The sequence below is a fragment of the Streptomyces sp. NPDC051173 genome (assembly GCF_040689515.1).
Lineage (GTDB): Bacteria > Actinomycetota > Actinomycetes > Streptomycetales > Streptomycetaceae > Streptomyces.
The window spans coordinates 126,307-151,407 of record NZ_JBFBBD010000008.1 but is presented as its reverse complement, the minus strand read 5'-3'; the positions used below and the strand labels follow the sequence as shown (position 1 = coordinate 151,407).

Here is a 25,101-nt window from a genome sequence, read left to right as displayed (position 1 = left end):
CGAGACCCCCATCGACTTCGACACCGAGCGCCACGACGACGCCACGCTCTACAAGGGCACCGAGGTCGTCTCGCAGCGCGGCGAGAAGGGCGTCGCAGGCCGTCATCACGCCCCGCTCCTGAGGGACGAGGACCTCGATGCGCGGATCCGCCACCAGAGACCGCACCGGCGCAGCCACCCGATGCGAAGGATCCCGCACCTCACCCACCAGCATCTCCAGCACATCCTCCAGCGCCACAAGACCCAGCACCCTCCCGGACGCGTCGGTCACGGCCGCCAGATGCGCCGCCGCCCGCCGCATCACGGTGAGCGCGTCGTCCAGCGGGAGTTCGGCCCGCACGGTCTCCACCCGCCGCCAGACGTGCTGCGGCACGGCGCGCTCGCGGTCCTCCAGGTCCAGGACGTCCTTCACGTGCAGGTAGCCCATGAAGGCGCCGCCCGGACCGGCCACCGGGAAGCGGGAGTAGCCGGTGCGTACCGTCAGTTCCTCGATCTGCCGGGGGGTGACGGACGGGGCGACCGTGACCAGCGTCGCCGGGTCGAGGAGGACGTCGGTGACCGGGCGGCTGCCCAGCTCCAGCGCGTCCTCCAGCCGCTCCTGCTCCGCCGGTTCGAGGAGGCCGGCCTGGCGGGAGTCCTCCACCAGGCGGTTGAGCTGCTCGCTGGTGAACACCGCCTCGATCTCGTCCTTGGGCTCGACCCGGAACAGCCTCAGCACTCCGTGCGCGCAGGCGCCGAGGAGGGCCGTGACCGGCCGGCACAGCCGGGCGAAGGCGACGAGTCCCGGGCCGAGCCACAGCGCGGCACGGTCGGGCGCCGACATCGCGAGGTTCTTCGGCACCATCTCGCCGATGACGAGGTGGAGGAAGACCACGAGGGCCAGGGCGATCACATAGCCCAGCGGGTGGACCAGCCCGTCGGGCAGCCCCACCGCGTGGAAGACGGGCTCCAGCAGGCGCGCGACCGTCGGTTCGGCGACCGCGCCGAGGGTGAGCGAGCAGACGGTGATGCCGAACTGCGCGGCCGCCATCATCTGCGGCAGGTTCTCCAGCCCGGTCAGCACCGTACGGGCCCGTGCGGAGCCCTCGGCGGCCTTCGGCTCGATCTGGCTGCGCCGCACGGACACGAGCGCGAACTCGGCGCCCACGAAGAAGCCGTTGGCGAGCACCAGCAGCACGGCGAAGAGGAGTTGCAGCACGCTCATCGCTGCTCCCCCTTGGCACCGGTGGTGCGCACGAGGCGCACCCGTTCGGCCCGGTGGTGCGCCACCTGCCGCACGGAGAGCCGCCAGCCCGGCAGTTCGGCGGTGTCGCCGGGGGCGGGGATCCGGCCGAGGAGACCGGCGACCAGGCCGGCGACCGTCTCGTAGGGGCCGTCGGGCGCCTCCAGGCCGACGCGGCGCAGGGTGTCGACCCGGCAGCCGCCGTCGGCGTCCCAGGCGGCGCGGCCGTCCTCGCAGGCGACGGGGGCGAGTTCGGGCCGGTGGGCGTCCTCGGCGTCGTGCTCGTCGCGCACCTCGCCGACGAGCTCCTCGACGATGTCCTCCAGCGTCACCACACCGGCCGTGCCGCCGTACTCGTCGACGACGACGGCTATCGGCTGCTCGCTGCGCAGCTGCTCAAGCAGCGGCTGCACGGGCAGGGTCTCCGGCACGAGCATGGGCGCGACCGCGATCCGGCCGACCGGGGTGCGCAGCCGGTCGTGGCCGGGGACCGCGAGGGCGTCCTTGAGGTGGACCATGCCGACGACCTCGTCCAGGCGCTCCCGGTAGACCGGGAAGCGGGAGAGGCCGGTGGCGCGGGTGAGGTTGAGGACGTCCTCCGCGGTCGCGGTCGACTGGAGGGCGCTGACCTTCACCCGGGGGGTCATCACGTGCTGGGCCGTGAGGCCGCCGAGCGAGAGGGTCCGTACGAACAGGTCGGCGGTGTCCTGCTCCAGGGCTCCGGCGCGGGCCGAGTGCCGGGCGAGGGAGACGAGTTCGCCGGGGGTGCGGGCGGAGGCCAGCTCCTCGGCGGGCTCGACGCCCAGGGCCCGTACGAGCCGGTTGGCGACCGCGTTGAGCAGGGTGATCACAGGCCGGAAGAAGTGCGCGAAGGCGTGCTGCGGGCCGGCGACGAACCGGGCGACCTGGAGGGGCCGGGAGACGGCCCAGTTCTTCGGCACCAGTTCGCCGATGACCATCTGGACGGCGGACGCCACCAGCATGCCGGTCACCACGGCGACGCCGGGGGCGGCGCCGCCCGGCAGTCCGGCGAAGGTGAGCGGCCCGGTGAGCAGCCGTCCGAGGGCGGGCTCCGCGAGCATGCCGACCACCAAGGAGGTGATGGTGATGCCGAGTTGGGTGCCCGAGAGCTGGAAGGAGAGCTCGCGCAGGGAGGCGACGACGGTGCGGGCGCGGCGGTCGCCGTCGGCGGCGGCCCGTTCGGCCTCCGGCTTCTCGACGGTCACCAGGCCGAACTCGGCGGCGACGAAGAAGCCGTTCGCGAGAATGAGGAAGAGCGCTGCCGCGAGAAGCAGCAGGGACACGGTGACACTCATGCCGCCGCCTCGTCACGGTGGGCGGCGGCGCAGGTACTACAGGACGATCCGTCCATTGCCGGAGGGAGTCACTCCTCGGTTCGCAGGTGCCCCGCGGGGCCGTGGGGACCACGGCCGGGAAAGCGGTGTGCGGGGCGGGGCGGGTGTGCCCGTGGCACCAGAGTAATCAAGGACTCGCGATCTTGGGGCGGTCGGCGGCGGTCAGGTCGCGGACCGGCCGGTGCCGTGTGCCTCGGCGAGGGCCCGCAGGGCGCGGGCGTGGGCGACGGCCTGCTGCTTGGCGATGCCCGGCTGGATGCCCATGGCGGACAGGGTGGTGCCGTCGGAGAGGTCGAGGCGGACCCAGGGGTCGCCGGCGCGCAGGTTGACGCGGACGATCTGGGCCCAGGCCAGCTTGCGGGTCGTCGCCATGTTGACGACGGTGACGCCGTCCTCGGTGGCGACGACCTTGGGCCGGGCGAGCAGCGCGAGGACCCCGAAGACGACGAGTCCGGCGGTGGTGAAGGTGATCCGGTCCCCCGTGCTGAAGCTGCCGGTCAGCAGGGCGCCCGCCGTGAGCACGACGAACAGCGCGGCCCCGAGGCCGAGCAGTACGGCCCGGGTGACGGTCGGGCGGAAGGTGACCGGAAGACCGGGCGGCGGTACGGGGGTGGACACGTGGGTTCTCTCGGCGTCGTCGGGGCTCGCGTGCGGGGTGGGCGCCGTCAGAGGCGGCAGGCGTGGATGCCGGTGGTGAGGATGGCGCGCGCGCCCAGTTCGTAGAGCTCGTCCATGATCCGCTGGGCGTCCTTGGACGGGACCATGGAGCGGACCGCGACCCAGCCCTCGTGGTGCAGCGGGGAGACGGTGGGCGACTCCAGGCCGGGGGTGAGGGCGACGGCGCGCTCGACGTGCTCGACCCGGATGTCGTAGTCCATCATCACGTAGCGGCGGGCGACGAGGACGCCCTGCATGCGGCGGAGGAACTGCTGGACCTTGGGGTCGTCGGCCGGGGCGCCCGCGCGGCGGATGACGACGGCCTCGGACTCCAGGATCGGCTCGCCGATGATCTCCAGTCCGGCGTTGCGCAGGGTGGTGCCGGTCTCGACGACATCCGCGATGATCTCGGCGACGCCGAGCTGGATGGCGGTTTCGACAGCGCCGTCGAGGTGGACGACTGAGGCGTCGACGCCGTTGTCGGCGAGGTGCTTGGTGACCAGGCCGGAGAAGGACGTGGCGACGGTCATCCCGCCGAACTCGCCGACGTCCTTCGCGGTGCCCGGGCGGGTGGCGTAGCGGAAGGTGGACCCGGCGAAGCCGAGCTGCATGATCTCCTCGGCCCGCGAGCCGGAGTCCAGCAGCAGGTCCCGGCCGGTGATGCCGATGTCGAGCTTGCCGGAACCCACGTAGACCGCGATGTCGCGGGGGCGCAGGAAGAAGAACTCGACGTCGTTGGCTGAGTCGACCAGGACCAGTTCCCTGCGGTCCTTGCGCTGGCGGTATCCGGCCTCATGGAGCATCGCCGACGCAGGCTCGGAGAGAGAACCCTTGTTGGGAACGGCGATGCGCAGCATGAGGTCGTTTTCCTTCGTGCGTGGGATTGCTGGGGGGATGTGCTGGGGTGGTGCTGATCAGAGGTGAGCGTATACGTCGTCGAGGGAGATTCCCCGGGCGACCATCATCACCTGGACGTGGTAGAGGAGCTGGGAGATCTCCTCGGCCGTGGCGTCGGCGCCTTCGTACTCGGCGGCCATCCAGACCTCGGCGGCCTCCTCGACGACCTTCTTGCCGATGGCATGGACGCCCTTGCCCACGAGCTCGGCGGTGCGGGAGGTGGCGGGGTCGCCGGTGGCGGCCTTCTGCTGGAGCTCGGTGAAGAGCTCCTCGAACGTCTTCTTGGACATGGTGGTCCTACCCTACGCCGCTCCCCTGCCGCTTCAGTGCCAGGGCTCGGACACCGAACGGAGGATCGCCGCGGTGGCGACGGCGGCGGTGACCGCCTCGTGTCCCTTGTCCTCGTTCGAGCCCTCCAGGCCGGCCCGGTCCAGGGCCTGTGCCTCGTCGTCACAGGTGAGGACGCCGAAGCCGACGGGGACGCCGGTGTCGACGGAGACCTGGGCGAGGCCCTGGGTGACGCCCTGGCACACGTAGTCGAAGTGGGGGGTGCCGCCGCGGACGACGACGCCGAGCGCCACGATCGCGTCGTAGCCGCGGCCGGCCATCACCTTGGCGACCACGGGGAGTTCCCAGCTGCCGGGGACGCGCAGCAGGGTCGGCTCGTCGATGCCGAGGTCGTGCAGGGCGCGCAGGGCACCGTCGACGAGTCCGTCCATCACCTTCTCGTGCCACTGCGCGGCGATCACGGCCACACGCAGGTCCTGACAGTTCCGCACACTCAGCTCGGGGGCGCCCTTGCCGCTCACGTTTCTCCTCGGGTTTCTGGTCGGGTGACGCGTCGTGGATCTACTGGTTGCCGCAGGCGGAGACCGGGTCGGGGTCGAGCCAGGGCAGGTCGTGCCCCATCCGGTCCCGCTTGGTCCGCAGGTAGCGGAGGTTGTGCTCGCCGGCCTTGACGGGCATCGGCTCGCGGCCGGTGACCCGCAGGCCGTGCCGCACGAGGGCGGCGGTCTTGTCGGGGTTGTTGGTCATCAGCCGCAGCGAGCGCACTCCGAGGTCGGCGAGGATCCGCGCGCCCGCCGCGTAGTCACGGCCGTCGGCGGGCAGGCCCAGTTCCAGGTTGGCGTCCAGCGTGTCGCGGCCGTCCTCCTGGAGCTCGTAGGCGCGCAGCTTGGGCAGCAGGCCGATGCCGCGTCCCTCGTGGCCGCGGAGGTAGAGGACGACGCCGCGGCCCTCGGTGGCGATCCGTTCGAGCGAGGCGTGCAGCTGCGGGCCGCAGTCGCAGCGCAGCGAGCCGAAGACGTCGCCGGTGAGGCACTCGGAGTGGACGCGCACGAGGACGTCCTCGCCGTCGCCGAGCTCGCCCGAGACGAGGGCGATGTGCTCGACGCCGTCGACGGTCGAGCGGTAGCCGACGGCCCGGAAGTCGCCGAAGGCCGTGGGCAGCCGGGTCTCGGCCTCGCGCCGGACGGTGGGCTCGGCGGACCGGCGGTAGGCGATCAGGTCCTCGATGGAGATGACCGCCAGGCCGTGCTTGCGGGCGAAGGGGATCAGGTCGGGCAGCCGCAGCATCGCGCCGTCCTCGCCCGCGATCTCCACGATCGCGGCGGCGGGCCGCAGTCCGGCGAGCCGGGCGAGGTCCACGCCGGCCTCGGTGTGGCCGTTGCGCACGAGGACGCCGCCGGGCCGGGCGCGCAGCGGGAAGACATGGCCGGGGCGGACGAAGTCGCCCGGCCCGGTCGTGGGGTTGGCGAGCAGCCGGATGGTGGCGGCGCGGTCCGCGGCGGAGATCCCGGTGGAGATGCCGTGGGCGGGGACGGCGTCGACGGAGACGGTGAACGCGGTGCGCATCGCCTCGGTGTTGGCCTCGACCATCTGCGGCAGGTCGAGCCGGGCGATGTCCGGCTCCTCCAGGGGCACGCAGATCAGGCCGCGGCACTCGCTCATCATGAACGCGACGATCTCGGTGGTGACCTTCTCGGCCGCGACGACGAGGTCGCCCTCGTTCTCGCGGTTCTCGTCGTCGACCACGACGACGGGCCGCCCGGCCGCGATGTCGGCGATGGCGCGCTCGACCGGGTCGAGGGTGAGGTCCTCGGTCTCGTGCCAGTTCTGCACGGCGGTCATCATTCCCTTTGCTTGGGTTCCTTGGGTTCCTTGGGTTCCTTGGGTCGCTCGGGTCATGACAGTGCCCCTTCCGGCACGGCCCGCTCGGCGGCGCCCGTCAGGGCGCGGGAGCGGAGCCACCAGTCGCGCATGCCCCACACGACGACGGCGAAGTAGACGACGTAGACGAGGCCGGAGAAGGCGAGGCCGCTGCTGAAGGCGAGCGGGACACCGACCACGTCCACGAGCAGCCAGGCGAACCAGAATTCGGTGAGGCCGCGGGCCTGGCAGACCATCGCGGCGAGCGTGCCGACGAAGATGTACGCGTCCGGCCAGGGGTTCCAGGACAGGTCCGGCACGGCGGTGAAGAGGCCGCCGACGGCGAGCGTGCCGAGGGCGGTGCCCGCGAGCAGGGCGCCGCGCTCCCGCCAGGTCGCGAAGCGGACGGCGATCGAGCCGTCCTGGGCGTCGCGGCGGCCGCGCTGCCACTGCCGCCAGCCCCACAGCGAGACGCCGATGACGAGGAGTTGCTTGCCGATGCCGCCGCTGAGGTGGGCGGAGGCGTAGGCGGCGACGAGGATCACGCCGGAGAGGAGCTGCGTGGGCCAGGACCATATGGAGCGCCGCCAGCCGAGGGCGAGCGCGAGGAGGCCCACGCTGTTGCCGATCATGTCGGACCAGATGACGCGCTGGCCGAGGACGGAGAACGCCTCGTCGTTGAGCCACTGCACGGCGTTCACGCGACCGGCTCCCCGGCACCCGGGACCGCGCCGTCGGCCAGCAGCCGCTCGACGTATTTGGCGAGCACGTCCACTTCGAGGTTGACGGGGTCGCCGGGCTGCTTGATGCCCAGGGTGGTCAGTTGGAGCGTGGTGGGGATGAGGCTGACGGTGAAGAAGTCGTCGCCCGCCTCGACCACGGTCAGGCTGACGCCGTCGACGGTGATCGAGCCCTTGTCGACGACGTAGCGGCGCAGCCCGGCCGGGAGGGCGATCCTGACGATCTCCCAGTGCTCGCCGGGAGTTCGTGCCACGACGGTGCCGGTGCCGTCGACGTGGCCCTGGACGATGTGGCCGCCGAGGCGCCCGCCGAGTGCCATGGGCCGCTCCAGGTTCACCCGGGAGCCGGGGGCGAGGGCGCCGAGGCTGGAGCGCTTGAGGGACTCGGCCATCACATCGGCGGTGAACTCGCCGTCGGCGGTCTCCACGACGGTCAGGCAGACGCCGTTGACGGCGATCGAGTCGCCGTGCTTGGCGCCCTCGGTGACGAGCGGGCCGCGCAGCCGGAAGACCGAGGAATCACCGTGGCTGTCCACGGCGACGACCTCGCCCAGTTCTTCGACGATTCCGGTGAACACGTTCAGTTCTCCTCAGGGGCGGAGGCGGTGGGGGTGGCGGTGATCCGCAGGTCGGGGCCGAGGCGGGCGACGTCGGTCACCTCCAGGCGCAGCGTCTGCGCGATGGTGCCGATGCCCGCGTCGCCGAGGGCGGCGGGTCCGGCGCCGAGCAGCGCGGGCGCGAGGTAGCCGACGACGCGGTCGACGGCCCCGGCGGCGACGAAGGAGCCGGCCAGCGACGGCCCGCCCTCCAGCAGGACGGAGCGGACGCCGCGCCCGTGCAGCTCGGCGAGCAGTGCGTGGATGTCGAGGCCGGCCGTGCCGTGCGGCAGCCGGACGGTGTCGGTGCCGGGCAGGTGCCGGGTGTCGGCGTGCTCGCCGACGGCGATCAGGGTGGGGGCCGCGTCGTCCAGGACGCGGGCGCCGGGCTTGACCGTGGCGTGGGTGTCGACGACGACCCGCAGCGGCTGAGTGACGCCGTCCCGGCCGCGGACGGCCAGGCGCGGGTCGTCGGCGCGCAGGGTGCCGGAGCCGACGACGACGGCGTCGGCCTCGGCGCGCAGCCGGTGGACGTCGGCGCGGGACGCGGCGGAGGTGATCCAGCGGCTGGTGCCGTCGGCGGCGGCACTGCGGCCGTCGAGCGTCGCGGCGTACTTCCACTGGACGAAGGGGCGGCCGCGGAGCACCGAGGTGAGCCAGGCGGCGTTGCCCGCGGCGGCCTCGTCGGCGAGCAGCCCGCCCTCCGTGTCGACCCCGGCGGCGGCCAGGGCGGCCGCGCCTCCGGTGGCCGTGGGGTTCGGGTCGGCGACGGCGTAGACGACGCGGGCCACTCCGGCGGCGAGCAGGGCCTGTGCGCAAGGGCCCGTGCGTCCGGTGTGGTTGCAGGGTTCGAGGGTGACGACGGCGGTGCCGCCGCGGATGTCGCGGCCGGAGTCCGCCGCGTCCTGGAGGGCGTCGGCCTCGGCGTGCGGCCCGCCCGCTCGGCGGTGCCAGCCCTCACCGGCGGTGCGGCCGTGTGCGTCGAGCAGGACACAGCCGACGACGGGATTGGGGCTGGTGGAGCCGAGGGCGCGTGCGGCGAGTGCGATGGCCCGACGCATCGCGTCGGCTTCGGCCTGGGTGGCCACCGGGTCCTCCTGCCTCATCGGGCACGGACTCCGGGGCCGTCGTACGGGACGACGAAGAGCGGGGACGCGGACCGGGGTGCGCCGAGGCCGAAAAAGAGGGGTCCGCCCCTGAAGAGGGCCGGATCACCTGACGCCGGTGTGCCGGTATGCGTGCCCGCCGCGCACTGCCTCCCATCCGGACTTTAACCGTCGGTCCAGGAATTTCACCTGGTCAACCGGCCGCTGGATGCGGACGGGTCGCGGACTGTAACCGCCGGTTCGGACTTTCACCGACCCCGGAGTGCGCTGCGTAACTAATTGTCTGTAGATGCTACATCGAGCCTGACCTGCGCGTTCCTTGAACACCGCCGGTCCGACGCCTTTGAGCGTACGCCGAGGGGCGGGGCGGTGTCCACGGTGATGTAGGTCGCCGCAAGGGGTCGACCGGCCCCGCCCGGTTCCGGGAGGATGCGCCTCCATGGGCGCGGACAAGAGGGGTACGGACGTCCGGTTACGCCGGGCGCGGCTCGCGGTGGCCGTGGTGTTCGCCGTGCACGGCGCGGTGACCGGCAGCTTCGCGACCCGTGTCCCCTGGATCCAGGCGCACGCGGGGATCGACGCGGGCCGGCTGGGGCTGGCGCTGGCGTTCCCCGCGATCGGGGCGTCGGTGGCGATGCCGCTCGCGGGCCGGGTGAGCCACCGGCTGGGTTCACGGGCCGCGCTGCGCCTGCTGCTGTCGTCGTGGTGCGCGTCCCTGGCGCTGCCCGCCCTCTCCCCCGGCCCGCTCACGCTGTGCGCGGCGCTCGGCCTCTACGGCGCGACGGCGGGCATGGCGGACGTGGCGATGAACGCGCTGGGCGTGGAGACCGAGGAGCGGATCGGCCGCTCGATCATGTCGGGGCTGCACGGGATGTGGAGCGCGGGGGTGCTCGCCGGTTCGGCGGCGGGCACGGTCGCGGCACACGCAGGCACGGACGCCCGTCTCCACCTGGGGATCGCGGCGGGCGCGCTCGTACTCCTCGGCACACTCACCTGCCGGTGGGTGCTCGACCTGCGGACGGCGCCCGGCGAACACCCGCCGCCACGCTTCTCGTTGCCCCCGCGGGCGGCGCTGGCCATCGGCGCGGTGGGGTTCTGCGCGGTGTTCGCGGAGGGCGCGAGCCTGGACTGGTCGGCGGTCTACCTCCGCGACGTCATCGGGTCGGATCCGGGCGTCGCGGCCGCCTGCACCACGGCGTTCTCCTGCACGATGGCGGCGGCCCGGTTCGTGGGTGACGCGGCGGTGCGCCGGTTCGGACCGGTGCGGACCGTACGGGCGGGTGGCGTGCTGGCCACGGCCGGCGGGGTGCTGGCGGTCTCCGGGGGCGGGCCGGCGGCCGCGATCGCGGGCTTCGCGCTGATCGGCCTGGGCATCGCGGTGGTGGTGCCGCTGGCGTTCGCGGCGGCGGGGCGCGGCGGTCCCGCGCCGAGCCAGGCCATCGCCGGGGTCGCCACGATCACCTATGCGTCGGGGCTTATCGCGCCGGCCGCCATCGGCCAGATCGCGCACGCCAGTTCACTCGTGGTGTCGTTCACCCTGGTCACCGTGCTGACGACGGGGATGGTGCTGGGGGCGGGGGTGCTGCGTACTCCCGCGCGCGGCGCGGTGGGTGCGGGTCCGGCGGGCGAGCGTGCGAGCTCCGCGGCGGAGTCACCGGGCCTGGAGTGAACACGGCAGTGGGCCGTACGGGGGACCTTCATGGGTACCCCGTACGGCCCGGAACCAGCCGGCGGTGAGCCGTCGGTGGTTAGAGGATGCCGAACAGACCGCCGAGGCCGCCGAAGCCACGGTGGCCGAAGTCACGGCCGCCGAAGTCGCAGCGACGGTCGCAGTCGTCACGGTCCCCACGGTCCCAGCGGTCCCAGCGGTCCCAGCCGCCACGACCGCGGTCGCAGTCGTCACGGTCCCAGCGGCCGTGGTCACGACCGTGGTCCCAGCGGCCGTGGTCGTGGTCCCAGCGGCCGTGGTCACGGTCACGGCCGTGGTCGCCACGGTCACCGTCGTGGTCGTGGTCGTGGCTCCAGGCCTGGACCGTCGCGGTGTGGGCCGGTGCGGCCTGGGCCACGCCGGCGATCGGGACGATGGCAGCCGCGGCGAGCACGGTGGCGGCCGCGGTGCGGCCGACGAGGTTACGCATGAATGTCTCCTGGATTGCAGGAATCGGACACAGAGACCCATACCTCGCACGAAGCAGGAAACAGCCCAAGTTCACGGTCATACAGTCGTACGGACCATTGATTACCCCGATTGCAGCAACGGCGGGCCCGGCCGGCCCGGTGGCGACGGCCGGGACCACGGGCCGGCGCCACTTAACATGGTCCGGATTTCTCCCCCCACTTCGAACATTTGGAGCACTCATGGGCCTCGGCGTGCGCTGGACTCTGCACGGGGACGGGCGCACCCCGGCACCCGGGGCCGTCGTGCGACCGGACGAGCGGCTCACCTGGCCGCGGACGGCGGGGCTCGGCGCGCAGCACGTGGTGGCGATGTTCGGCGCGTCCTTCGTCGCCCCGGTGCTCATGGGCCTCGACCCCAACCTCGCGATCATGATGTCGGGCGTCGCGACGATCCTCTTCCTGCTCGCGACGCGCGGCCGGGTGCCCAGCTATCTGGGGTGCAGCCTCTCCTTCGTCGGGGTCGCCGCGATCATCAGGGCGCAGGGCGGCGGCACCGCGGCCGTCACCGGCGCGATCTTCGTGGTCGGCGCGGCGCTGTTCCTGAGCGGCCTGGCCGTCCAGAGGTTCGGCGCGCGGATCATCCACGCGGCGATGCCGCCGGTGGTCACCGGCGCCGTGGTCATGCTGATCGGCTTCAACCTCGCACCGGTCACCGCCCGGACGTACTGGCCGCAGGACCAGTGGACGGCGCTGCTGACGATGCTCGTCACCGGGCTCGCCGTGGTCTGCCTGCGCGGGTTCTGGTCCCGCGTCGCGATCTTCCTGGGCCTGCTCTTCGGCTACGGGATCTCCTGGGTCTTCGACCGGGCCTTCGGGAAGATCCACTCCGTGCACGGCGGGCCGGAGGCGGTCGACCACTGGCGGCTCGACCTCTCCGGCGTCTCCAAGGCCGACTGGATCGGCCTGCCCTCGCTGCACGGGCCGACGTTCAGCTGGTCCGCGATCCTGGTGGCCCTGCCGGTCGTCATCGCCCTGATCGCCGAGAACGCCGGACACGTCAAGGCCGTCGGCGAGATGACCGGTGACCCCCTGGACGACCAGCTCGGCACCGCGATCTCCGCGGACGGCGCGGCCACGATGCTCTCCACCGCAGTCGGCGGCCCGGCCAACACCACCTACTCCGAGAACATCGGCGTCATGGCGGCCACCCGTGTCTACTCCACCGCCGCCTACTGGGCCGCGGCCGGCTTCGCCCTGCTCTTCGGCGTCTGCCCCAAGTTCGGCGCCGTCGTCGCGGCCGTGCCCGGTGGGGTGCTCGGCGGCATCACCGTCATCCTCTACGGCATGATCGGCCTGCTCGGCGCGCAGATCTGGGTCCACAACAAGGTCGACCTGCGCAATCCGCTGAACCTCGTGCCCGTCGCCGCGGGCGTCATCATCGGCATCGGCGGCGTCGGCCTCAAGGTCAGCGACAACTTCGAGCTCAGCGGCATCGCGCTGGGCACCATCGTGGTCCTCTCCGGCTACCACGTCCTGCGCGCCCTGGCCCCGGCCCACCTCAGGACGCAGGAGCCGCTGCTGGACGCGGGCACGAGCGGCTACGACGCGGCGGCCGAGGAGGACACGACCCGCGACGAACGCTGACCGCGCCATCCGGCGTCATCCGTTCCGGTCAACCACCGGCGCCCGCACCCTACGCTGCGTACGCACATGTCACCGTGTGTTCATGACGACGGCAGGAGTGCGGGCGGCACCCGCCATCGAGGGCGTCGTGGCCCGGATGCGCCGGCTGGCGGAGACCCTGCCGCCACGGGACGGGGTCGCGGTCTTCAACGGCGTCTACCTCACGGTCACCGAGGAGATCGCCCGGCGCCTCTCGGCGGGGGCGTTCGCGGACCGGGGGTCGGCGACGGAGCTGGACGTACGCTTCGCCGAGCGCTATCTGAACGCCGTCGACGGCGCGGCGGCGGGCCGCCGCCCACCCGCCTGCTGGCGCCCCCTCTTCCAACTGCGCGGCCACCCCGCCGTACGCCCCCTGCAGTTCGCACTCGCGGGCATCAACGCCCACATCGGCCACGACCTGCCACTGGCTCTCGCCGACACGTGCCGCGCCCTGGACACCGAACCGCGCGCGCTCGAAGGGGACTTCGACCGGGTCGGTGAGGTGCTCGTCGCTCTGGAGGAGCGGGTGCGGGAGGGCTTGGCACCGGAGCTTCTGGATGTGGCGGATCCACTGACGCACTTGGTGGGGGCGTGGAGTCTGGAGGCCGCGCGGGGGGCGGCGTGGGCGGCTTTCCGGGGGCTCTGGGCGGTGCGGGATCTTCCCGACGTGTCGGAGGATCTCGTCGAACGGCTCGACGCGGGCGTGGGGTTGGTGAGCCGCTGCCTGCTGACGCCGCTGGGGTGATCTTCCCCAGCCCCGCCCCTTCCCGAAACTGGGGGCAAGCCCCCAGACCCCCGCAACACAATCCAGCCCGTCCGGCGTTTGAGGACAACGCGGCGAAGCCGTGTTGCGGGGTCTGGGGCGCAGCCCCAGTTCGGGAAGGGGCGGGTAGGGGAAAAGCCCGCCGCAGGCGCGAACCGGCCCGCGGACGAAAAGACGTCAGTCCTCCGGCAGTTCCACCGGTGCCAGCTCGTCGTAGCGGTCGCCAGGGCCCGGATTCGCCGCATCCGTCGCGCCGCCGAACTGACGCATCACACCCCACACCGCGTTGAGCGCCGTCTGCACCGCGCCCTCCGCCCAGCCCGCCGTCCAGGAGATGTCGTCGCCGGCGAGGAACAGGCCGCGCTTGTCCTCCGGCAGGCGGTCCTGCATGAAGTGGGTGAACAGGCGCCGCTGGTAGCGGTAGTGGCCGGGCAGGTTGGCCTTGAACGCGCCCATGAAATAGGGCTCGTTCTCCCAGGAGACGGTCACCGGGTTGCCGATGATGTGACGGCGGATGTCGACCTTGGGGTAGATCTCGCCGAGCGACTTGAGCATGACCTCCATGCGCTCGTTCGCCGACAGCGGCAGCCACTTGAGGCTGTCGTCGCACCAGGTGTACGAGAGGCAGATGACGGCCGGCTTGTCGGGCCCGTCGTCCAGGAGATAGGTGCCGCGCGTCATCCGGTCGGTGAGCGTCATCGACATGACGTCCCGCCCGGTCGGCTCCCCCTTGTCATCGACGGCGCTGTCCAGCCAGAACGGCCGGTCGACGGGCACGAACAGCTTGGAGGACTCCATGTAGTGGGTGCGCTCCATCGCCGTCCAGTGGTCGATGGGGAAGAGCGAGTCGTCGCACGCGATCTTCGACAGCAGCATCCACGACTGGGCGGTGAAGACGGCCGCCTTGTACGTACGGATGTCACCCGACGCGTCGGTCACGGTGATGCCGTTGCCGGCCGTGCGGTGCAGCCGGGTCACGGCCGGGCGCGGCTCGCCGCCGTGCAGCGAGGACAGCGAGGTGCCGGGCGCCCAGTGGACGAGCTTGCCGGGCTCGCGCTCCCACAGCCGCACCGGGAGCTGCTGACTGCCGCCGACGATGCCGCGGTGGTGGTCGTCCGCCTCGGTGTAGACGACGCGCAGGATCTCCAGGATGGAGTTGGGGAAGTCGGTGTCCCAGCCGCCGGTGCCGAAGCCGACCTGGCCGAAGATCTCGCGGTGGCGGAAGGACTTGAAGGCGGTGGATTCGCAGAGGAAGCCGTAGAAGGTCTGGTTGTCGAGCTTCTCGACGAGCTTCGCCCAGATCTCCCGGATGCGCGGCACGTCGCGCTCCCGCAGGGCGCGGTTCATGTCGGAGAAGTCGGCGCCCTCCTCCAGGCAGGCGTTCCACGCCTCGGCGACCTCGCGGTAGACCGCCGGCAGGTCGTCGATGGTCTTGGCGTAGTGCGACTCGCCCTTGAGGTCGACGACGGTCGAGGGAGTGTCGGGGGCGAGCGGGTTGGGGAAGGGCTTCGTCTCCAGGCCCACCAGGTCGATGTAGTACTGGAGGGCGGTGGAGCTCGGCGGGAAGCGCATCGCGCCCATCTCGGCCGTCAGCGAGGGGTCGCAGCCCTCGAAGCCGACGGTGCGCAGCCGGCCGCCGATCTGGTCCGCCTCGTAGACGACGGGCTTGAGGCCCATCTTCATCAGCTCGTAGGCGGTGATGATGCCGGAGAGGCCGCCGCCGATGACCGCGACCTCGGCGCCGTGCTCGGTCGCGGGTATCTGCCCGAGACCCGCCGGGTGGGCGAGGAAGTCGTCGTACGGGAAGGGGAAGTCCGGGCCGACCATGGTGATCGGCGGCAGGGCCGGCTGCGACGGCTCGTCGTGGGCGGCGTTGGGCACCATGGACGTCATCGGCTGAACTCTCCTGCGGAAAAGGGGGAACAGTGGGGGGTGTTGGGGGGTGTACTGCTTCAGCCGAGCGAGCCGTAGAGCTCCGGGCGGCGGTCGCTCAGATAGGTGTTCTCGGCGCGGGACGCCTTGAGCAGCGCCGGGTCCACGTCGGCGATGATCAGGTCTTCGCCCGCGCCCGCCCGCGCCCGTACGGTCCCGTCGGGGGCGGCGAGGCAGCTGAGGCCGGCGAAGGAGAATTCGCCCTCGGTGCCGCAGCGGTTGGCATAGGCGATGTAGAGCTGGCTCTCCCAGGCGCGGGCCGGGACGATCGTCTGCGGGACGATCTCGTACGGCCGCATCAGCGCGGTCGGGGTGAGCAGCAGCTCGGTGCCTGCCAGCGCGTGCGCGCGCACCGGCTCGGGGAACTCGACGTCGTAGCAGATCAGCATGCCGAGGCGGACGCCGTCGAGGTCGGCCTGGACGACCGGCTCGTCGCCGGGCGTGAAGTGGGCGGTCTCGTAGTCCCCGAAGAGGTGGGTCTTGCGGTAGTGCGCGAGGCGCTCCCCGTCCGGCCCGATGAGCTGGAGGGAGTTGTGGAGCACCGCGCCGGCGCGCTCGGGGTAGCCGTAGCCGATGGCCAGGCCGTGCTCGGCGGCGATGCGGGCGACGGCCCGGGCACCGGGTCCGTCGGCGGGCTCGGCCCGCTCCCGCACGGTGGCGCCGAGGGCGTAGCCGGTGAGGTACAGCTCGTTGGTGAGCAGCAGCCGGGCGCCCGCGTCGGCGGCCCGGCGCGCGGCGGCGGCCAGGGCGTCGAGGGTCTCGGCGGTGGAGGCGGGGACGCCGGGGCGGCCTTGGTACAGCGCGGTGCGCAGCGGCGTCATGCGGCCTCTCTTCACCTGTCGCGAGGGTTTCGTTAAGGACGCCTTGACGGTACGGGCCGGTAACTCCGCACGACAAGGCGCCACCATTGCGTATCAACGCGTCATTCGTTGCGCGTTGTGCCGCCTCCGCGGCGATTCATTGCGCGGAGTCTCGCGGGGTGGCGGGGTCGCTCAGGAGGGGGCGCCGGAGCTGAAGCGGCGCAGCAGGGGGGAGAGCACGAGGACGGACTTGGTGCGCTCGACGAAGGGCTCGCCCGCGATGCGCTCCAGCACCCGCTCGAAGTGGCGCATGTCGGAGGCGAAGACCTGGACGATGGCGTCGGCCTCGCCGGTGACGGTGGAGGCGGACGCCACTTCCGGATAGCGCGACAGGCCGCGGTGGATGGCCTCGGGCGAGGTGTTCCGGCGGCAGTAGATCTCGATGAAGCCCTCGGTCTCCCAGCCGAGCGCCGCCGGGTCCACCCGTACGGTGAACCCGGTGATGGCGCCCTCGGCCCGCAGCCTGTCCACGCGGCGCTTGACTGCGGGCGCGGACAGGCCGACCTCGGTGCCGATGTCGGCGTAGGAGCGGCGGGCGTCCTCGGCGAGGGCGTGGACGATGCGTTCGTCGAGATCGTTCAGTCGCACTGCGGGTGGATCACTTCTCTAGGGGGACCTGCGTCTCTTCCCGGGCGAGCCGCGAGCGGCTCTTCCCGTACCCGAAGTAGATCACGAGCCCGACGGCCATCCAGACACCGAAGACCATCCAGGTGACCTTGTCGAGGCTGCCCATCATGTAGACGCACAGGAGGAAGCCGATGGCCGGGAAGACCGGGCTGAGCGGCACCCGGAAGGTGCGCTTCATGTCCGGCCGGGTCCGGCGCAGCACGATGACGGCGATGTTGACCAGGGCGAACGCGAAGAGCGTGCCGATGCTGGTGGCGTCCGCGAGCTGGCCGAGCGGGATGGCCGCGGCGAGGATGCCGCAGAAGAGCGAGACGATGACGGTGTTGGCCCGGGGGGTGCCGCTCTTGGCGTGGACCTTGGAGAAGACCTTGGGCACCAGGCCGTCGCGGGACATCGCGAAGAGGATGCGGGTCTGGCCGTAGAGGACGGTCAGCACGACGGAGGCGATGGCGATGACGGCGCCCGCGGCGAGCAGCACGGCCCAGAAGCTCTGGCCGGTCACGTCCTTCATGATCCCGGCGAGCGCGGCCTCGCTGCCCTCGAACTTCTGCCAGGGCATGGCGCCGACGGCGACGGCGGCGACCAGGCAGTAGAGCGCGGTGACGATGATCAGCGAGAGCATGATCGCGCGCGGCAGGTCGCGCTGCGCGTCCTTGGCCTCCTCACCTGCGGTGGAGGCGGCGTCGAAGCCGATGTAGGAGAAGAACAGGGAGGCTCCGGCGGAGCTCAGGCCCGCGATGCCGAGCGGCATGAACGGGGTGTAGTTGCCGGCCTTGACGCCCTGGAAGGCGACGCCGCAGAAGAGCAGCAGCGCGACGATCTTCACGCCGACCATGATGGTGTTGGCGCGGGCGCTCTCCTTGGCGCCGCCCAGCAGGAAGGCCATGCACAGCAGCACGACGAGCAGGGCGGGCAGGTTGAAGACGCCGCCGTCGCCGGGCGGGTTGGCCAGCGACGCGGGGATGGTGACGCCGATCGTGCCGTCGAGCAGCTCGTTGAGGTACTGCCCCCAGCCGACGGCGACGGCCGCGACGGAGACGCCGTACTCCAGGATCAGGCACCAGCCGCAGACCCAGGCGACGAGCTCGCCGAGGGTGGCGTAGGCGTAGGAGTACGAGGAGCCGGAGACCGGGATGGTGCCGGCCAGCTCCGCGTAGGAGAGGGCCGAGAAGAGCGCCGTGATGCCGGCGATGACGAACGAGATGATGACGGCGGGGCCCGCCTTGGGGACGGCCTCGCCGAGCACCACGAAGATGCCGGTGCCGAGGGTCGCGCCGATGCTGATCATCGTCAGCTGCCACATGCCGAGCGAGCGGCGCAGCGAACCGCCCTCGCCCTGCCCGCCCTCGGCCACGAGGCGCTCGACCGGCTTGCGCCGCATGAGACCTGCCGCGAAGCCGGCGGCCGGGCGCGGGGAGCGCTGGTCGTCGCCCGCGGCGGGGGGCGCTGTGCCGTGGTCCAACACTGGGTGGCTCCATTCGTCGCTGCCTGTCGAGGGCGGAGGGGACGACCACCGACGGCACCCCACCGGGGCGCGCGCCCGGCAGAGCGGAGCAAACCCATGGAAGGAGGGGGACCGCGAGCAAGCGGTATCCGCCACTCCACGTACAGCGCAGACCCTACGAGGTGGGTGCGTGCGCTCGTAATGCACCATTCTTGCGTATGCCCGTACGATCATTGCGTGCGGGGGGCCGGAACGGGCGATCGTTGCACGTCACCTTACGAATCGGTACATGTCGGCGTCAACAGTCGCCGACCGGGTCATGGGTCACAGGCCCCGGGGAACGCGAAAGGGGCGCGGCCCGGAGAACCGGACCGCGCCCCTTCGGGGATCGCTTCGCTTACTGCCAGCTGGCGTGCAGCGGCTTGCCCTCGGCGTAGCCCGCGGCGCTCTGGACGCCGACGACGGCACGCTCCTGGAACTCCTCCAGGGAGCCCGCGCCCGCGTAGGTGCAGGAGCTGCGGACGCCCGCGATGATCGAGTCGATCAGGTCCTCGACGCCCGGGCGGTCCGGCTCGAGGAACATCCGCGAGGTGGAGATGCCCTCCTCGAACAGCCCCTTGCGGGCCCGGTCGTAGGCCGACTCCTCGCTGGTGCGGTTGCTCACGGCACGCGCCGAGGCCATGCCGAAGCTCTCCTTGTAGAGCCGGCCGTCGGCGGTCTGCTGGAGGTCGCCCGGGGACTCGTACGTCCCGGCGAACCAGGAGCCGATCATGACGTTGGAGGCACCGGCGGCGAGCGCCATGGCGACGTCGCGCGGGTGCCGGACGCCACCGTCGGCCCAGACGTGCTTGCCGTACTTCTTCGCCTCGGCCGCGCACTCCATGACCGCGGAGAACTGCGGGCGGCCCACGCCGGTCATCATGCGGGTGGTGCACATGGCACCGGGGCCCACACCGACCTTGATGATGTCCGCGCCGGCCTCGATGAGGTCGCGCACGCCCTCGGCGGCGACGATGTTGCCCGCGACGATCGGGACCTGCGGGTCGAGGCCGCGGACGGCCTTGATCGCGGAGATCATCGACTCCTGGTGGCCGTGGGCGGTGTCCACGACGATGGTGTCGGCACCGGCCTCCAGCAGGGCCTTGGCCTTGCCGGCCACGTCGCCGTTGATGCCGACGGCGGCGGCGACGCGCAGCTTGCCGTCCGCGTCGGTGGCGGGGGTGTAGAGCGTGGCGCGCAGGGCGCCCTTGCGGGTCAGGATGCCCGCGAGCCTGCCGTCCTTGTCGACGGCGGGCGCGAGCTTGCGGTGCGCGGCGTCGAGCTTGTTGAACGCCTCGCGCGGGTCGATGTCGGCGTCGAGGAGCAGCAGCTCCTTGGACATGACCTCGGACAGCTGGGTGAAGCGGTCCACACCGGTCAGGTCCGACTCGGTGACGACGCCGACCGGGCGGTGGTCGCCGTCGACGACGACACCGGCGCCGTGCGCGCGCTTGTGCAGCAGCGACAGCGCGTCGGCGACGGTCTGCGTGGGGGCGAGGACGATCGGGGTGTCGAGGACCAGGTCGCGGCCCTTGACCCAGGAGATGACCTCGGTGACGACCTCGATCGGGATGTCCTGCGGGATGACCACGAGGCCACCGCGGCGGGCGACCGTCTCGGCCATGCGGCGGCCGGCGATCGCGGTCATGTTGGCGACCACGAGGGGGATGGTGGTGCCGGTCCCGTCGGGGGCGGAGAGGTCCACACCCTGGCGGGAGCCGACCGCGGAGCGGCTGGGCACCATGAACACATCGTCGTACGTCAGGTCGTACGGCGGCTTCTGATCGTTGAGGAATCGCATACTGGCTCTCTCACCTGCGGTTTTGAGTACAAGGCGGGTGGGGAGTCAGCACCGAGCCAGCGCCGGATCGGGCTGAGGTTCCTGGACCCATCATCCATGATGCCTCCGCGTAGTGACGAACCGGAGCCCGATTCTCATGGGTTCGCCCAGAGACGGGCCGGCGCGTCTGTGGCATCGGACAGGAGGCCGCCGGTCAGGCCGACAGGCCCTTGAGGCGGGCCACCGCCTCCTCCAGGACGGCCGTGCGCTTGCAGAAGGCGAAGCGGACGAAGGGGGCGCCTTCGGCGCGGTTGTCGTAGAAGACGGTGTTGGGCACGGCCACCACGCCCGCCCGCTCGGGGAGGGCGAGGCAGAAGGCCAGGCCGTCGGTGTCGCCGAGGGGGCGGATGTCGGTCGTGATGAAGTACGTGCCGGCCGGGCGGTGCACGGCGAAGCCCGCGTCCGCGAGCCCGGCCGCCAGCAGGTCGCGCTTGGCCCGCAGGTCGGCGCGGAAGTCCTCGAAGTAGCTGTCGGGCAGCCGCAGCGCCTCCGCGATCGCGTACTGGAACGGGCCCGACGAGACGTAGGTCAGGAACTGCTTGGCCGAGCGGACCGCGTCGACCAGGGCCGCCGGCGCCGTCACCCAGCCGACCTTCCAGCCCGTGAAGGAGAAGGTCTTGCCCGCGGAGCCGATGGTGACGGTCCGCTCGCGCATCCCGGGCAGGGAGGCGAGCGGGACGTGCTCACCGTCGAAGACGAGGTGCTCGTAGACCTCGTCGGAGATGACGAGCAGGTCGCGCTCGACCGCGAGGGCGGCGACGGCGGCGAGCTCCTCGCGGGTGAGCACCGCGCCCGTCGGGTTGTGCGGGGTGTTGATCAGGAGCACCCGGGTCCTGGGGGTGACGGCGTCGCGCAGCTCGTCGAGGTCCAGGCGGAAGGCGCCGTCGCGGGGGCGCAGCGTCACGGGCACCCGCTTGCCGCCCGCCATGGCGACGCAGGCCGCGTACGAGTCGTAGTACGGCTCCAGCGCTATCACCTCGTCACCGGGCTCGACCAGGGCGAGCAGCGCGGCGGCGATCGCCTCGGTCGCGCCCGCGGTGACCAGGACCTCGGTGTCGGGGTCGTACGCCAGGCCGTAGCGGTGCGCCTGGTGGTCGGCGACGGCGAGGCGCAGCTCGGGGACGCCGGCGGCGGGCGGGTACTGGTTGCCGCGCCCGTCCCGCAGGGCGCGGACGGCCGCTTCCCTGATCTCCTCGGGGCCGTCGGTGTCCGGAAAGCCCTGACCGAGGTTGATCGCACCGGTCCGGGCCGCCAGGGCGGACATCTCCGCGAAGATGGTGGTACCGAACTCGGCAAGGCGGCTGTTGACGGGCTTCCGGGTCATGCGTGCTCTCCCTCGGCTGACGGATGTGCGGGGCACGGTGCGTTCGCACATTGTCACAGCCGGACATCTCGCGGGGAGCGGGGCCTGCCTAACGGAAACGGGCCGGATACGCGTACCGCCCGCCGGGGCCCCCGGCGGGCGGTACGGGTGAAAGCGTGGCGGGTCAGTTGCCGTCCGGGTCCGCCCGGTCCAGCGCCGGGCGCGGGCCCGGGCCGGTCTCCAGCAGCAGATAGTCGGCGGCGGCGGTGTCGGTGACCAGGCTCGTGACCAGCCCGGACCGCAGCACCGCGCCGATCGCGGCGGCCTTGCGCAGGCCACCGGCGATCGCGACGACCTCCGGTATGCGGCGCAGCCGGTCCGCCTCGACGGTGATGCAGCGCTCGCCCAGGTCACGGCCGATACGCCGGCCCTCGGCGTCGAAGAGGTGCGCGGACATCTCGGCCGCGGCGCCGAGCGAGGCGTAGTGCGCGCGCTCCTCCTCGCCGAGCATGTCGTAGACGGTCGAGATGCCGGGCGCCCAGGAGCCGATGGACACGGCGGCCACCGTGACCTTGTCGAAGTACTCGAAGGCCCGCGCGATGCCGGTCTGGCCGCGCAGGGCCGCGGCGGTGGCGGAGTCGGGCAGCAGCATCGGCGCGTAGATCGGGTGCGCCTCGCCGCCGGACACCTGGGCCGCGCGGCGCACGGCCTCCACCGAGCCGCGCTCGGCGGTGCCCGCGTCGTAGACACCGGTGAGCTGGACGACCGTGCACGGCGGCAGCCGGTGCAGGGCCGCGGCCATGTGGATGGTGGAGCGGCCCCAGGCCAGGCCGAGGACGTCGCCCTCGTGCACCAGCTCGCCGAGCAGGTCTGCGGCCACCTCACCGAGGTTCTCGGGGTCGGGCGCGTCCTCGGCCGCGTCGGCCGGGGACTCGACGACCACGGCGTGCCGCAGGCCGTAGCGGGCGCGCAGCGCGTCGGAGCGCTCCGCGTCCAGCTCGGCCGGCACCCGGATCTCGATCCGCACCAGATCCCGCTCCAGAGCGGTCTCCAGCACGCGGGCCACCTTGAAGCGGCTCACGCCGAACTCCTCGGCGATCTGGATCTTCGACTTGCCCTCGAGGTAGAAGCGGCGGGCCATGGCCGCCGCCTGCACCAGCTCGGCGGGCCCCATCGGCGTGGCAGAACGGCCCGTCGACACCTCGGTCTCCTCACTTCTGTGTTCAAGTCTGTGTTCAAGCTGTGGACTCGACCGTCATCCTGTCAGAAACGGCGGTCCTTTGATCAGGCCCTGCGCCGCGCCACGGCGTTCCGGGCGCGGTGCGGGACCGTCAGTGCGCGCAGGCCCAGGGCGCGGCGGCCGTGGCCTGCTCCGCCTGCTCCCTCAGCGAGCGTACGGCGGCCGCCGGGTCCTGCGCACCGTAGACGGCGGAGCCGGCCACGAAGACGTCCGCCCCGGCCTCCGCGCAGCGCTCGATCGTCTTCGCCGACACCCCGCCGTCGACCTGGAGCCACAGCTCCAGACCGTGCCGCTGGATGAGCTCCCGGGTCCGGCGGATCTTGGGGAGCATGATGTCGAGGAACGCCTGACCGCCGAAGCCGGGCTCCACGGTCATGATCAGCAGCATGTCGAGCTCGGGCAGCAGGTCCTCGTACGGCTCGATGGGCGTCGCAGGCTTGAGCGCCATCGACGCGCGGGCGCCCTTGGCCCGGATCTCCCGCGCCAGCCGGACCGGCGCCGCGGCGGCCTCGGCGTGGAAGGTGACCGAGCCCGCGCCGGCCTCCACGTACTGCGGGGCCCAGCGGTCCGGGTCCTCGATCATCAGGTGGCAGTCGAGGGGGGTGTCCGTGGCCCTGCTGAGCGATTCGACGACCGGCACCCCGAGCGTGAGGTTGGGGACGAAGTGGTTGTCCATGACATCGACATGGAGCCAGTCGGCGCCCTGCACCGCCTTCGCCTCCTCGGCGAGGCGGGCGAAGTCGGCGGAGAGGATGCTGGGGTTGATCTGCGCGGCCATGCGTTTAGCTTGCCATGCCGCGTGCGCTGGGCTCGCCCGGGTCCGCTGCGGGCCGGTTCGCCGCCTGCGGCGGGAGCTCCCCCAGCTACCGCTGGGGGAGTTTGAGGACAACGCGCGAAGCGTGTTGCAGGGGCCTGGGCGCAGCCCCCCACGCGGCGGAGCCGCACATCAGACACAGCCGGGAAGGGGCGGGGCAGGGGGAACAAGCCCGCCGCATCCGCCCCGGCCGCGCCGGACCCGCAGACCCGCCGTCACCGGCGCACCGTCCGTCAGGACACCCGGCGCAGCAGCGCGAGGTACATCGCGTCCGTGCCGTGCAGGTGGGGCCACAGCTGGACGTCCGGGCCCTCGCCCAGCGCCGGGACGCCGTGCATCAGGGGCCGTGCGTCGATCCATTCCGCGTCCACGCCCTGCCGCTTGAGGACGTCCTCCACGACGGCGCGCGTCTCCGCGGGGTGCGGCGAGCACGTCGCGTAGCCGACGACGCCGCCCACGCGCACGGCCCGCAGCGCCTCCCGCAGCAGGTCGCGCTGGAGCGGCGCGAAGCCGGCGAGGTCCTCGGGGCGGCGGCGCCAGCGCGCCTCGGGGCGCCGCCGCAGGGCGCCGAGCCCGGTGCAGGGCACGTCGACGAGGACGCGGTCGAAGGTGCCCTCCCGCCACGGCGGGCGGGTGCCGTCGGCGGCGATGACCTGGTACGGGCCGGGGTTGCCGGCCAGGGCCCGCTCGACGAGCCGCGCGCGGTGCGGCTGCTTCTCGGAGGCCAGCAGCGCGGCCCCCCGCCGGGCGGCGAGCGCGCCGAGCATGGCGGCCTTGCCGCCCGGGCCCGCGCAGCCGTCCAGCCAGCGGCTGTCGGCGCCTTCCAGCGGAGCGTTCGCGAGGGCGAGGGCGACCAGCTGGCTGCCCTCGTCCTGGACGCCCGCCCGCCCCTCGCGCACCGCGTCCAGCGCGCCGGGCTCGCCGCCCTCGGCGAGCCGCACCGCGTAGGGCGACCAGCGGCCGGGCAGCGCCGACTCCTCGCCGACCGCCGCCAGCAGCTCCTCGGGGGTGGCCCGGCCCGGGCGGGCGACGAGGGTGACCTCGGGCCGTTCGTTGTCGGCGTCGAGGAGGTCCTCGATGCCCGCGCGGCTGCCACCGAGCGCGTCCCACAGCGCGGAGACGATCCACCGCGGGTGCGAGTGCACGACGGCGAGGTGCTCCTCGGGGTCGTCCTCGTAGGGCGGGGCGACCTTCTCCAGCCAGCCGTCGAGGTCGTGGGCGGTGATGCGGCGCAGGACCGCGTTGACGAACTTCGCCCGGCCGTCGCCGAGCACGACCCGCGCCAGCTCGACGCTGGCCGACACCGCCGCGTGCGCCGGGATGCGGGTGCCGAGCAACTGGTGCGCGCCCAGGCTCAGTACGTCCAGCACCGGCGGGTCGACCTCGCGCAGCGGCCGGTCGACACAGGACGCGATGATCGCGTCGTACGTCCCCTGGCGGCGCAGCGTCCCGTAGACCAGCTCGGTGGCGAGCGCGGCGTCGCGCGCGTCGAAGCCGCCCTGCTCCTTGCCCTTCTCACGGGCCTTGCGCAGCAGGGGCGGCAGCACGAGGTTCGCGTACGCGTCCCGCTCGTCCACGGCCCGCAGCGCCTCGAAGGCGAGGATCCGTACCGGGTCCTTCTTGGGCCGGCGGTGCGGTCTTGCGGGGCGGCGAGGGGCCTGATCGTTCACGAAAGGTGCTCCGGGGCGTAAGTGGTGAAGGGTCCAGCCTACGCGGTGCGGGCCGGGCGCCCTCGCTC

General features: G+C 72.5%; 22 protein-coding genes, 1 pseudogene and 1 riboswitch. Of the genes and pseudogenes, 3 read left to right on the top strand and 20 right to left on the bottom strand.

Annotation, left to right across the window (positions count from 1 at the left end; translation table 11 throughout):
* Nucleotides 1-178: 178 nt before the first annotated feature.
* The 10 genes and pseudogenes from AB0435_RS08125 to ribD form a co-directional block, all read right to left on the bottom strand.
* Nucleotides 179-1,204: pseudogene (locus tag AB0435_RS08125) on the bottom strand (hemolysin family protein); the annotation flags it as partial.
* Nucleotides 1,201-2,538: a hemolysin family protein gene (locus tag AB0435_RS08120; RefSeq protein WP_366426465.1), complete on the bottom strand. Its 1,338-nt coding sequence runs from the start codon at nt 2,536-2,538 to the stop codon at nt 1,201-1,203. The gene AB0435_RS08120 and the pseudogene AB0435_RS08125, both read right to left, overlap by 4 nt.
* A 201-nt stretch (nt 2,539-2,739) precedes the next feature.
* Complete coding sequence (locus AB0435_RS08115) at nt 2,740-3,195, bottom strand: PH domain-containing protein (RefSeq protein WP_366002916.1); 456 nt, start codon at nt 3,193-3,195, stop codon at nt 2,740-2,742.
* A 47-nt stretch (nt 3,196-3,242) separates the two neighbouring features.
* Nucleotides 3,243-4,091, bottom strand: a complete 849-nt coding sequence (hisG, locus tag AB0435_RS08110; protein WP_366002917.1) for an ATP phosphoribosyltransferase — start codon at nt 4,089-4,091, stop codon at nt 3,243-3,245.
* A 57-nt stretch (nt 4,092-4,148) separates the two neighbouring features.
* Entirely contained in the window at nt 4,149-4,421 is a 273-nt protein-coding gene (locus tag AB0435_RS08105) for a phosphoribosyl-ATP diphosphatase (RefSeq protein ID WP_116210688.1), read from the bottom strand.
* Nucleotides 4,422-4,454: 33 nt separating this feature from the next.
* Complete coding sequence (gene ribH / locus AB0435_RS08100; protein ID WP_366002918.1) at nt 4,455-4,940, bottom strand: 6,7-dimethyl-8-ribityllumazine synthase; 486 nt, start codon at nt 4,938-4,940, stop codon at nt 4,455-4,457.
* A gap of 40 nt (nt 4,941-4,980) precedes the next feature.
* Nucleotides 4,981-6,261, bottom strand: a complete 1,281-nt coding sequence (locus AB0435_RS08095) for a bifunctional 3,4-dihydroxy-2-butanone-4-phosphate synthase/GTP cyclohydrolase II (RefSeq protein WP_366426466.1) — start codon at nt 6,259-6,261, stop codon at nt 4,981-4,983.
* A 53-nt stretch (nt 6,262-6,314) separates the two neighbouring features.
* Nucleotides 6,315-6,980: a nicotinamide mononucleotide transporter family protein gene (locus AB0435_RS08090; protein ID WP_366002920.1), complete on the bottom strand. Its 666-nt coding sequence runs from the start codon at nt 6,978-6,980 to the stop codon at nt 6,315-6,317.
* Nucleotides 6,977-7,597, bottom strand: a complete 621-nt coding sequence (locus AB0435_RS08085) for a riboflavin synthase (protein WP_366002921.1) — start codon at nt 7,595-7,597, stop codon at nt 6,977-6,979. Before AB0435_RS08085 ends, AB0435_RS08090 begins: the two co-directional genes overlap by 4 nt.
* Before the next feature lie 2 nt (nt 7,598-7,599).
* Nucleotides 7,600-8,721 carry a bifunctional diaminohydroxyphosphoribosylaminopyrimidine deaminase/5-amino-6-(5-phosphoribosylamino)uracil reductase RibD gene (gene ribD, locus AB0435_RS08080; RefSeq protein WP_366426464.1) on the bottom strand — a complete coding sequence of 374 codons (1,122 nt, stop codon included), beginning with the start codon at nt 8,719-8,721 and terminating at the stop codon, nt 7,600-7,602.
* Between the two features lie 139 nt (nt 8,722-8,860).
* Nucleotides 8,861-8,991, bottom strand: a riboswitch (FMN riboswitch).
* Nucleotides 8,992-9,160: 169 nt separating this feature from the next.
* Here ribD and AB0435_RS08075 point away from each other — a divergent pair.
* The gene (locus AB0435_RS08075; protein WP_366426463.1) at nt 9,161-10,390 is read left to right on the top strand and encodes an MFS transporter; all 1,230 of its coding nucleotides are present in this window, start codon (nt 9,161-9,163) and stop codon (nt 10,388-10,390) included.
* 79 nt (nt 10,391-10,469) lie between these two features.
* Here AB0435_RS08075 and AB0435_RS08070 read toward each other — a convergent pair whose 3' ends face one another.
* Nucleotides 10,470-10,859, bottom strand: a complete 390-nt coding sequence (locus AB0435_RS08070) for a hypothetical protein (RefSeq protein WP_366002924.1) — start codon at nt 10,857-10,859, stop codon at nt 10,470-10,472.
* Between the two features lie 220 nt (nt 10,860-11,079).
* Between AB0435_RS08070 and AB0435_RS08065 the strand changes: the two genes are divergently transcribed.
* A complete protein-coding gene (locus AB0435_RS08065) occupies nt 11,080-12,483 on the top strand; it encodes a solute carrier family 23 protein (protein ID WP_366002925.1) in 1,404 nt (467 codons plus the stop codon).
* Between the two features lie 82 nt (nt 12,484-12,565).
* Entirely contained in the window at nt 12,566-13,246 is a 681-nt protein-coding gene (locus AB0435_RS08060; RefSeq protein WP_366002926.1) for a DUF5995 family protein, read from the top strand.
* Nucleotides 13,247-13,441: 195 nt separating this feature from the next.
* On the opposite strand, the gene AB0435_RS08055 is transcribed toward AB0435_RS08060, so the two are convergent.
* The 9 genes from AB0435_RS08055 to AB0435_RS08015 all read right to left on the bottom strand — a co-directional run bounded on the left by AB0435_RS08055 (nt 13,442) and on the right by AB0435_RS08015 (nt 25,033).
* Nucleotides 13,442-15,157, bottom strand: coding sequence for an NAD(P)/FAD-dependent oxidoreductase (locus tag AB0435_RS08055; protein ID WP_366426462.1), 1,716 nt, complete (start codon nt 15,155-15,157; stop codon nt 13,442-13,444).
* Nucleotides 15,158-15,216: 59 nt separating this feature from the next.
* Nucleotides 15,217-16,017 (bottom strand): carbon-nitrogen hydrolase family protein, encoded by an 801-nt coding sequence (locus AB0435_RS08050; protein ID WP_366002928.1) that lies wholly within the window; start codon nt 16,015-16,017, stop codon nt 15,217-15,219.
* A 171-nt stretch (nt 16,018-16,188) separates the two neighbouring features.
* Nucleotides 16,189-16,644: an Lrp/AsnC family transcriptional regulator gene (locus tag AB0435_RS08045; protein WP_095580789.1), complete on the bottom strand. Its 456-nt coding sequence runs from the start codon at nt 16,642-16,644 to the stop codon at nt 16,189-16,191.
* Between the two features lie 10 nt (nt 16,645-16,654).
* On the bottom strand, nt 16,655-18,148 hold the full coding sequence (locus AB0435_RS08040; protein WP_366002929.1) for an amino acid permease: 1,494 nt from the start codon (nt 18,146-18,148) through the stop codon (nt 16,655-16,657).
* Between the two features lie 376 nt (nt 18,149-18,524).
* Nucleotides 18,525-19,967 carry a GuaB1 family IMP dehydrogenase-related protein gene (locus tag AB0435_RS08035; RefSeq protein ID WP_366002930.1) on the bottom strand — a complete coding sequence of 481 codons (1,443 nt, stop codon included), beginning with the start codon at nt 19,965-19,967 and terminating at the stop codon, nt 18,525-18,527.
* Nucleotides 19,968-20,160: 193 nt separating this feature from the next.
* Nucleotides 20,161-21,330 (bottom strand): pyridoxal phosphate-dependent aminotransferase, encoded by a 1,170-nt coding sequence (locus AB0435_RS08030; protein WP_366002931.1) that lies wholly within the window; start codon nt 21,328-21,330, stop codon nt 20,161-20,163.
* A 163-nt stretch (nt 21,331-21,493) separates the two neighbouring features.
* Nucleotides 21,494-22,483 (bottom strand): sugar-binding domain-containing protein, encoded by a 990-nt coding sequence (locus AB0435_RS08025; protein WP_366003064.1) that lies wholly within the window; start codon nt 22,481-22,483, stop codon nt 21,494-21,496.
* Between the two features lie 157 nt (nt 22,484-22,640).
* Nucleotides 22,641-23,327, bottom strand: a complete 687-nt coding sequence (rpe, locus tag AB0435_RS08020; protein ID WP_366002932.1) for a ribulose-phosphate 3-epimerase — start codon at nt 23,325-23,327, stop codon at nt 22,641-22,643.
* Nucleotides 23,328-23,596: 269 nt separating this feature from the next.
* Entirely contained in the window at nt 23,597-25,033 is a 1,437-nt protein-coding gene (locus AB0435_RS08015; RefSeq protein ID WP_366426461.1) for a transcription antitermination factor NusB, read from the bottom strand.
* Between the last annotated feature and the right edge of the window lie 68 nt (nt 25,034-25,101).